Annotated in this window: 8 protein-coding genes; 4 read left to right on the forward strand and 4 right to left on the reverse strand. The window is 74.7% G+C overall.

The features are described from left to right. Positions 1–1,453 (forward strand): hypothetical protein (locus tag ACWENR_RS28490; protein ID WP_452280036.1); only part of this gene is annotated, 1,453 nt, incomplete at its 5' end. A 237-nt stretch (positions 1,454–1,690) separates the two neighbouring features. Here the strand turns inward: ACWENR_RS28490 and ACWENR_RS28495 are convergent. From ACWENR_RS28495 to ACWENR_RS28510, 4 genes are all read right to left on the reverse strand, one after another. Continuing rightward, positions 1,691–2,473 (reverse strand): alpha/beta fold hydrolase, encoded by a 783-nt coding sequence (locus ACWENR_RS28495; RefSeq protein WP_452280037.1) that lies wholly within the window; start codon positions 2,471–2,473, stop codon positions 1,691–1,693. Next, positions 2,470–2,802, reverse strand: coding sequence for a hypothetical protein (locus tag ACWENR_RS28500; protein ID WP_452280043.1), 333 nt, complete (start codon positions 2,800–2,802; stop codon positions 2,470–2,472). Before ACWENR_RS28500 ends, ACWENR_RS28495 begins: the two co-directional genes overlap by 4 nt. Further along, positions 2,799–3,257: a DUF6463 family protein gene (locus tag ACWENR_RS28505; RefSeq protein ID WP_452280038.1), complete on the reverse strand. Its 459-nt coding sequence runs from the start codon at positions 3,255–3,257 to the stop codon at positions 2,799–2,801. Before ACWENR_RS28505 ends, ACWENR_RS28500 begins: the two co-directional genes overlap by 4 nt. Positions 3,258–3,564: 307 nt before the next feature. Next, positions 3,565–4,719 (reverse strand): epoxide hydrolase family protein, encoded by a 1,155-nt coding sequence (locus tag ACWENR_RS28510; protein ID WP_452280039.1) that lies wholly within the window; start codon positions 4,717–4,719, stop codon positions 3,565–3,567. A 63-nt stretch (positions 4,720–4,782) separates the two neighbouring features. Between ACWENR_RS28510 and ACWENR_RS28515 the strand changes: the two genes are divergently transcribed. From ACWENR_RS28515 to ACWENR_RS28525, 3 genes are all read left to right on the forward strand, one after another. Further along, a complete protein-coding gene (locus ACWENR_RS28515; RefSeq protein ID WP_452280040.1) occupies positions 4,783–5,733 on the forward strand; it encodes a helix-turn-helix transcriptional regulator in 951 nt (316 codons plus the stop codon). Between the two features lie 204 nt (positions 5,734–5,937). Then, complete coding sequence (locus ACWENR_RS28520) at positions 5,938–6,552, forward strand: hypothetical protein (RefSeq protein ID WP_452280041.1); 615 nt, start codon at positions 5,938–5,940, stop codon at positions 6,550–6,552. A gap of 131 nt (positions 6,553–6,683) precedes the next feature. Next, positions 6,684–7,229 (forward strand): hypothetical protein, encoded by a 546-nt coding sequence (locus ACWENR_RS28525; RefSeq protein ID WP_452280042.1) that lies wholly within the window; start codon positions 6,684–6,686, stop codon positions 7,227–7,229. The last annotated feature ends 175 nt before the right edge of the window (positions 7,230–7,404 follow it).

Raw genomic sequence — 7,404 nt, forward strand, 5'->3', positions numbered from 1 at the left:
ACGGGCCGCCGCCGGCGCGCTGTGGCGGGCGGCCGCCGCCGTGCTCGCGGCCGGCGTGCCGGCCGCCGGAGCGGTTCCCCAGGCCGAACTGCTGCGGGCCGCCCACGGCGCCCGGCTGGCCGGCCTGCCGCGGGCCGAGAGCGCCGCGTTGCGCGTGGTTCGGGGCCTGCGCGCACACCGCGAACGGCAGAGCGGCCACCGCCTCGCCGAACTGGTCGAGGTGCTGCACGACCTGCTGTACGTCACCGGCCGGCTCGCCGCCGGCGACGCGGACCCGGTGCTGGTCGGCATCCTGCGGCGGGCCTACCAGCCGGACGGCATGTTGGAGGTGCACGGCGTCTGCCGGGAGCCGGTGATCAGCGCGACCGGGTACGCCGGGGTGGTGACCCATCTGGTCGCCGCCGACGGGCGACAGCTCTCCTTCGGCGACGTGCGACCGGGCGGCCCGGACCGGGCGGTCGACTGCGCCCGGGCGGTCACCGAGATGGGCGCGGTGGCGGTCAACCACGCGGTGCTGGCGCGCGGCGGCTTGCGGATCACCGGCACCACCGTCTCGCCGGACGGCCGGCTCGGCGCCGGCAAGGGCGTCCGGGCCACCCCGCTGGCCGGGGGCGACTGGTCCACCGGTGCGCTGGCGGGGCTGTTCGCCCGCCCGCTCGTCGAGGTGGTGACCGCCCAGCTCGCCACCGAGGACCCGGACGACCCGGCCCGGGCGGGGACCGCGCTGCTCGGCTGCGACCTGGTGGTGGTGGGCGCCGCCGGCGACCAGGTGCTGGCCCGCGAGCTGGCCCCGGCCGCCGCCCCCGGGGCGGACCGCGCGCCGGTGCCGGACGGGCCGGTGATCCGGCTGGCGGCGGCCGACTCCCACCCCGCGCTCGCGCACGTGGCCAACCTGCGGCGGCTCGCCTCCCGGCCCGGCCTGCGGATCCGGGTGGTGGGCCGGCTGGACCCGGACCGGGCCAGCACGCTGCGGCCACTGGCGGTCGCCCCGGTGCCCGGCGCCGCCGCGACGCTTCGGCTGCCGCCGGACTGGCACGGCCGGGCCGACCTCGGCTACGACGAGATCCAGGGCGGGCACCTGCCGCCGCGCGATCCGGCGGCGACGACCGAGCCGATGGTGGGCGCCGACGCGCTCGCGGAGTCCCCGCTGTGGCGGGTTCGTCGGCTGGTGGAGCTGGCCGTCTCGGGCGGTCGCCGCGCCGTCGCCGAGGCGGCTCGCGGGGACGGCGCGGGGCTGACCGCTCCGCTGCGCCGCGCCGGCTTCACCACCGGCGCCGCGGTGGCCGCCGCGCTCGCCGACGAGTCCGACCGCACCGGCCGGGACGCGTTCGGCCGGCGCACCGATCCCGACCAGGACCGGTACGCCTGGGCCTGGCTCGCCGTGGCCGCTCACCTCGCCGCCGCCGAGCGGGAGCTGGTGCGGTCCTCCTGGACCGCCCCGCCCGTGGGCTGACGGCGAGCAGGGCGGGATCGCCGCGGCAGCGGTGAGCCGACCGCCGGCAGCGGGGGTGTTCGCGGTGCCCGAATGGCTTCGTGCCGTGCGGGACCCGTTCGCCCCTGCTGCCGGTACCGGTCCGACGGCAGACGTGCGGTCGTCATCTCGTCGAGCGAAACGGGGTGACGGTGGAACACCTGATGCGGGAATCGGCGGGTGCGCCGGAGCGTGTCGGTCCGGCGCGGGGCGCCTCGCTCAGTCGCGAGGCACCGGGACGAGGCGCGGGTCCGTCTCCCCGTCCAGCCAGGAGCGCAGGACCTCGTTGAACAGGTCGGGGTCCTCGACGTTCCAGATGTGGTGCATGCCCGGCGCGAGTCGCAGCCGCGCCTGCGGTGCCGTCCGGCCGATCTCCCGGAGAGAGTCGCGCACCGCCGCGGACTCCTTCTCGCCGGCGATCGCGAGCAGGGGACCGGAGTAGTCGCGCAGGTTCTCGGGCACTCCGCCGGCGAACACCTCGGTGTTCATCGCGGACGCGGTCTCGCGGCGCACCGAGAGGCCGTGCGTGACGTACCGGGCGCGCGAGTCTGCCGGAATCCCGAACGCCGTGGCCTGGGCGCGCCAGAACCACGGCGCCCGCCAGAACGCCAGCTGCAGCCGGCAGATCAGGCGCACCCCGGCGCCGGCCGGCTGGAGCGGGGCTCCGGTGAGGAAGGCCGAGTGCACCCGGTCGGGGCGCCGGGCCAGCACGCGAAGCGCCAGCACGGCGCCCAGGGAGAGCCCGACAAGGTCGAACGGGCCGTCGACGCCGTGGGCGCGTGCGCATGCCACAAGGTCGTCGGCCATGCCGTCCAGGCCCGGCCAGTCCTCGTCGACCCGCTCGCCGAAGCCCGGCAGGTCCGGCGTGAGCACCGTCCGGTCGGTGAGCGCGGCCAGCTGCGGCTCCCACATCCAGTTCGCGACGTTGCCGCCGTGCAGCATCACCAGGGGACGCCCCGCCGTGTCCGTCGCGGGACGGTGTACTTCGGCGAAGGCGGTCATGCGAGCTCCTCCTCGACCGCGTCGAGCCAGGCGAGCTCGGTGCGCAGGTGCGCGATGCCGTTGTCGAGCGTGGCGAGCCGCAGCCGGGCTGCACGGTCGGCGGCTCCGGCCTCGGAGCGCATCCGCTCGAAGCGCGTCAGCTTCGCCTGGACCGCCGTGCGATGACGCGAGAGGAGCGACCTGAGCCCGTCGTCGTCCAGGCCGGCGCCGAAGAACACTCGCGCGAGGAACGGGTCGCGTTCGACGTGGCGCTCCGGCTCGCTGGCGAGCCACGCGGCGAGTGCCGCCCGTCTCCTAGGGGATTTGTCAACTAGTGCCGCGGCGCTCAGCGCGGCGACGGCGCGTCCTGCCTCCGCCCGGCCACCGGCGCGTCCCGTGTGGTCGGCCGCGTCGGCACGCTCTGCGCGGCGCCCCTCCGGCGTGCCAGCAGGTCCTCGGCGATGAGCAGGCCGGCCGGGACGAAGCCCAGCAGGAAGCCGCTGGGACCGATGAGCAGGGCGCAGCCGGCCGCCCAGCCGCCCAGTGCCCAGCCGACGTAGGCGGGCGCGCGCTCGCCGCGCCGCCCCAACCGCGCCACCAGGAGGCCCAACAGGACCAGGGGGACGACGAAGCTGCCGGGCAGGGCCCAGAACACGGACAGGGACGCGTCGCCGCCCTCGCCCGAGCGCAGCCCGCCGGAGAGCCACTCGCCCCAGTGCGGGTGGGGCAGGAAGACGACGGCGTGCAGGACCCCGATGGCTGCCAGCGACCACCCGGCGGCGACGGTGAGTCTCTTCTTGATCATGCTCTCAGCCTGCGCCTTCCGCCGGCGCCACACCTCCCCCGGGAGAGCGGCTCTCCTCCCCCTGCGGAGGGACCGCGTGCCGTCTCGGACATGACGGCCGGCCCGCGTCGCGCGTGTCGGTGGTCGCCTTTTCCGAACGGGTCGTGCGTTCGATGTCGCGCCGGCGAGGCCGCGGAGGCCTGGAGCATGATCGCCCTCATCGTCACGTCGCCCATCCACAAGCCGGCGCTGGCCGAGGGATCGCGCGTCATTCGCCTGGCGCGCGGAAGCGCGGCGCCGACCCGGTCGAGGCCGGCGCCGTGGCGGTTCAGCGCAGCTTGCGGAAGAACTCCCGGATGTCGCCGACGAGCAGGTCGGGGGCCTCCATGGCGGCGAAGTGGCCGCCGCGATCGAACTCGGACCAGTGCACGATCGTGTGCTCCCGCTCGACGGCGCGCCGGATCGACACGTCCAGCGGGAACACCGCGACCCCGGTCGGCACCGTGGAACGCTCGCTCGCGCTCCAGGCTCCGGCGTGCGCGGTCTCGTAGTAGCTGTTGGCCGAGGACCCGGCGGTGCCGGTCAGCCAGTACAGCGTCACGTTGGTGAGCAGCAGGTCCCGGTCCACCGCGTCCTCGGGAAGCTCGGCGGCCGGATCGGTCCACTCCTTGAACTTCTCCACGATCCAGGCCAGTTGCCCGACCGGGGAGTCGTGCAGCCCGTGTGCCAGGGTCTGCGGCCGGCTGATCTGGATCATCATGTAGCCGCTCTGCTCGGTGTGCAGGTATTCCAGGCGCGCCAGCCGCGCCCGCTCGGCTTCGGTCAGTTCCCCCACCTCGTCCGGGTCGACCTCGGTGAACGCGGAGAGCCCGTTCGCGTGTACGCCGACGACCCTGTCGGGGTTGAGCCGGCCGAGCCCGGGGGAGACGACCGCGCCGGTGTCCCCGCCCTGCGCGCCGTAGCGGTCGTAGCCGAGCCGGTCCATCAGCTCGGCGAACGCCCTGGTCACCCGGTTGGTGTCCCACCCGGCCTCGACGGTCGGCCCGGAGAACCCGCTGCCGGGGATCGACGGTACGACCAGGTGGAACGCGTCCTCGGGGGCGCCGCCGTGTGCCCGGGGGTCGCTCAGCGGGCCGATGACGTCCAGGAACTCGACGATCGAGCCGGGCCAGCCGTGGGTCAGGATCAGCGGCAGCGCGTCCGGCTCGGGCGAGCGTACGTGCAGGAAGTGGATGTTCTGCCCGTCGATCTCGGTGGTGAACTGCGGGTACGCGTTCAGCCTCCGCTCGTGGACGCGCCAGTCGTAGCCGTCGCGCCAGTATTCGGCCAACCCCTTGAGATAGCCCACCGGCACCCCACGGCTCCAGCCGACGCCGGGCAGGTCCGCGGCCCACCGGGTCCTGGCGAGCCGGTCCCGCAGATCGTCCAGGTCGGCCTGGGGAATGTCGATGGTGAAGGGCCGGATCTCGCTGTTGTTCTGCATACCGGAAACCCTAGGAGCCGGTTAGGTCAGGCTCGGTCCTAGCCGGCTGGCAGACTTCGAACCATGCGGGAAACCTCGGCACGGCTGCTGCGACTGCTCTCGCTCCTGCAGGCCCGACGCGACTGGTCCGGCGCCGAACTGGCCGAGCGACTGGAGGTCACCCCGCGCACCGTGCGCCGCGACGTCGAGCGGCTGCGCGGCCTCGGCTACCCCGTCCTGGCCACCGCGGGCACCCCCGGCTACCGGCTGGGCGCCGGAGCGGACCTGCCGCCGCTGCTGCTCGACGACGACGAGGCCGTCGCCGTCGCGATGGGCCTGCGTACGGCCGCCGGCGGTTCGATCACCGGCATCGAGGAGACCTCGGTGCGTGCCCTGGCCAAGCTCGAACAGGTGCTGCCGTCCCGGCTGCGTCACCGGATCAACGCCCTGCACACCGTGACGGTGCCGATGGCCAACGCGGGCCCCACCGTCGACCCGGGCACCCTCACCGCCATCGCCGCGGCCTGCCGCGACTCGCTGCGCCTGCGCTTCGACTACCGCGACCACGCCGCAGCGAGCAGCATCCGCACCACGGAGCCGCACCGGCTGGTGCACGCGGGCCGGCGGTGGTACCTCGTCGGCTGGGACGTCGACCGCCGGGACTGGCGCACGTACCGCGTGGACCGCCTCGACCCGCGGACCCCGACCGGCCCGCGGTTCACCCCGCGCACCCCGCCGGATCCCGACGTCGGCGCCTACACCTCGCGGGCGGTCTCCACCTCGGCCTACCGCTACCAGGCCCGGTTCACCCTGCGCGTCAGCGCCGAGACCGCGGCGGAGCGGATCGCCCCCACCACGGGCACGCTGGAGCCTGTCGACGAGCGCAGTTGCACCCTGCGGACCGGGTCCAACTCGCTGGACGAGTTGGCCATCTACGTGACGACCATGGGGTTCGACTTCCAGGTGCACGAACCCCCGGAGCTGGTCGCGCACGTCAGGACACTCGCGGCCCGGCTCGCCGCGGCGACGGGCTGACGGCCGGGACCGCTCCGGCCGACCCGCCGAGCGCCCGGTGCCCCGCCCTCGAAGGTCGCGACGGCGCCCACCTCGCGATCGCGTATCCGACACTCCGTGGAGCGCGACGGCCGGGCCCTACACAATGACGGCGCCCGAAGGGGGAAGCCGATGCCGTCCCGCAGACGCCGTAGGCGCAGCGCGCCACGAACCGCCCCGTCGACGGTGGGCCGCGCGCTCAGTGCGTTCGCCAGACATCAGGCGCCCGTCAACGCGGCGATGGTCGTCATCACGACGATCGTCACAGTCTGGGGGTTCTACTACGCCCGGCGCGCATACCTGATCGCGGAGGAGAACGAGCAGCAGAAGAACGCCGCCGCCGTCGCCATCTGGATCCTGCGCGAGGGCAACGCGTTGAATCCCTACGACACCGAGGCGATCCGCGTCCACAACAGATCGTCCTCCGCGGCGACGCGCGTGTCGCTGGTGACCTGGACGAAGGAACAACCCCTGGAGGGCAGGGTGAGGGACGGCAGGACCGTCATCGACACCCATGGCGCGTGGCGCCTCGACGACCTCGGGCCGTGCACGGACCTGACCATGCGGCACCCCGACCTCGACAACGACGACCGGATCGGCCTGCTGTTCCAGCAGGACGCCCGGGCCTGGCTGCTTCTCTATGGCGGACAGGCCCGGCTCCTCGAGGGAAGCGTGACGCTGAGAAACAAGACGACCTCAGCATCTGTCAGCCTGCACGTCACGGTCGGCGTCGGTACGCCCGCGCCAAGCCTCTCGCCCGGGCCACCGCCTCGGGGGGACTGGGGCGACTCCTCCTGCTGAACACCGCACCCGGGTGGCGCGTCGGACATCGGCCCGGCGGCGCTCGTCGGACCGGTTCCCCGGCGGCCGCCCCGCGTACCCTCGTCTGCCCTGCCGTCGACGGCGGCCGGCCGCGCGGTTACCCTGCGGCGGTGGTGGTCGACGAGGACGGGGAGCGGTTGGCGGCGTCGCTGGCCGACCGGCTCGACGCCGTCACCTTCGCCGACCTGACCACCGACCAGGTCACCGCCCGGCTGATCGACGCGGTGGTCGACTGGGCCACGGCACAGGGCTGGCGGGTCTACCGCCGCGCGCCCAGCGTGCTGCCCCTGCCGCCGCCGATGTCCGCGCAGCGGTCCGTGCTCGACGTGGCCTGCGCGCGCCCGGACGGGCCGCCGATCGCCGTCGAGGTCGACCACGGTACGCGCCGGCGGACCTGGGACAAGCTGCTCGCCGAGGCCGACGCGGGCCGGGTCGCGCTCTGGGTGCGTTGGGGCGCCGGCCGGTTCACCGCGCCACCGCCACCGATCCGGATGGTGCCCTGCGAGGTGGGCGGGCGCCCGGACCCGGGCGGCCGGGGGCGGCTGCACAGTCGCTCGCCGCGAGCCGACAGGCTGCCCCCGGCGCACTCCGCCCTGCGGGTCGAGGAGGTGGCCGCCGTCGAGCTGCCACTGCCACCGCCCGACGCCGGAGCCTGAACCGCGCCCAGGACCGCCGCGACCACCGGGCTCGTCGTGCCGTCCGGTTGCCGCAGCGTCCAGTCTGCCCGCTGGCGGGTCTAGCCCGTGTTTCATAAGGCTCGGAGCCACTGGTTGATGATGGCGATGGTGACGGTGGCTTCGAAGCGGACGGCGAGTTTGTCGTAGCGGGTGG

It is taken from the genome of Micromonospora sp. NPDC004336 (assembly GCF_053602615.1).

Bases quoted from the DNA above. Each gene is read 5' to 3' on its own strand.
- ACWENR_RS28495 (WP_452280037.1), bottom strand. From the start codon at position 2,473: ATGACCGCCTTCGCCGAAGTACACCGTCCCGCGACGGACACGGCGGGG.
- ACWENR_RS28505 (WP_452280038.1), bottom strand. From the start codon at position 3,257: ATGATCAAGAAGAGACTCACCGTCGCCGCCGGGTGGTCGCTGGCAGCC.
- ACWENR_RS28510 (WP_452280039.1), bottom strand. From the start codon at position 4,719: ATGCAGAACAACAGCGAGATCCGGCCCTTCACCATCGACATTCCCCAG.
- ACWENR_RS28515 (WP_452280040.1), top strand. From the start codon at position 4,783: ATGCGGGAAACCTCGGCACGGCTGCTGCGACTGCTCTCGCTCCTGCAG.